The sequence below is a fragment of the Streptomyces mangrovisoli genome (assembly GCF_000974985.2).
GTDB lineage: Bacteria > Actinomycetota > Actinomycetes > Streptomycetales > Streptomycetaceae > Streptomyces > Streptomyces mangrovisoli.
This window is the reverse complement of the sequence record NZ_LAVA02000141.1, coordinates 1-1,111: the sequence shown is the minus strand read 5'-3', so window position 1 is coordinate 1,111 and position 1,111 is coordinate 1. Positions and strand designations below refer to the sequence as shown.

1 protein-coding gene is annotated in these 1,111 nt (G+C 77.8%); it reads left to right on the top strand.

Annotation, left to right across the window (positions count from 1 at the left end; all coding sequences use genetic code 11):
* Nucleotides 1–657, top strand: a 657-nt coding sequence (locus WN71_RS37865; RefSeq protein ID WP_476756016.1) for an NADP(+)-dependent, decarboxylating phosphogluconate dehydrogenase, incomplete at its 5' end; no start/stop codon positions are given.
* Between the last annotated feature and the right edge of the window lie 454 nt (nucleotides 658–1,111).

Genomic DNA, 1,111 nt, shown 5'->3' with positions numbered 1-1,111 from the left:
CAGAAGGGCACCGGCCGCTGGACCGTGCAGATCGCGCTCGACCTCGGGGTGCCGGTCTCCGGCATCGCGGAGGCCGTCTTCGCACGCTCGCTGTCCGGCCACGCGGCCCTGCGCGAGGCCTCCCGCGACCTGGCCGGCCCCAAGCCGTCACCGCTCGGCGAGGCGGAGGCCGCGGCCTTCGCGGACCGCGTCGAGCAGGCGCTGTACGCCTCCAAGATCGTGTCGTACACGCAGGGCTTCCACGAGATCGCCGCGGGCAGCGACGAGTACGACTGGGACATCGACCTCGGCGCGGTCTCCGCGATCTGGCGTGGCGGCTGCATCATCCGCGCGGCCTTCCTCGACCGCATCCGGTCCGCCTACGACGCCCGTCCCGACCTGCCGAGCCTGCTCTCCGACGCGACGTTCGCGCAGGAGATCGCGGCGGCGCAGGACGACTGGCGCGAGGTGATCGTCGCGGCGACCCGGCAGGGCGTGGCGACCCCCGGCTTCGCCGCGGCCCTCGCCTACTACGACGGCCTGCGCGCCGAACGCCTGCCGGCCGCGCTCACCCAGGGCCAGCGCGACTTCTTCGGCGCGCACACCTACCGGCGCACGGACCGCGAGGGCTCGTTCCACACGCTGTGGGGCGGGGACCGGTCGGAGGTGACGGCGTAGCGACCGCCGTCTTTCGGCGGTCCGGCTGTTCGGCCGCTCGACGGTGAGGGGCGGCCCGGCCGGGTTCACGGCGGGGCCGCCCCCTCGGCGTTCGGAGGCTCGGGCGCTCGGATGCCGGGGCGCCCGGCTCATGGGCGCTCGGGCGCTCGGCTTGCGAGTGCTCGGACGCGCGGGCGCTCGGCGCGTGAGTGGTCAGGTCAGCGGGGGTCCGGGTTCCGGGTTCGGTACGGGTTCCGGGCCGGGCGGCACCGGGGACGGACCCGGGGCCGGTGGGCCGGGCGTCGGCGGGGGCGTGGGCACGGGGCCCGGTGCGGGTGGCCCGGGGGTGGGCTCCGGGCCGGGGACGGGCGGCCCGGGGGCGGGCCCGGGGCCCGGGACCGGCTCGGGCGGACCCGGGGCCGGGCCGGGCGTCGGACCCGGCGGCACCGGGTCGGGGTACGGGTTGGTCATGGTC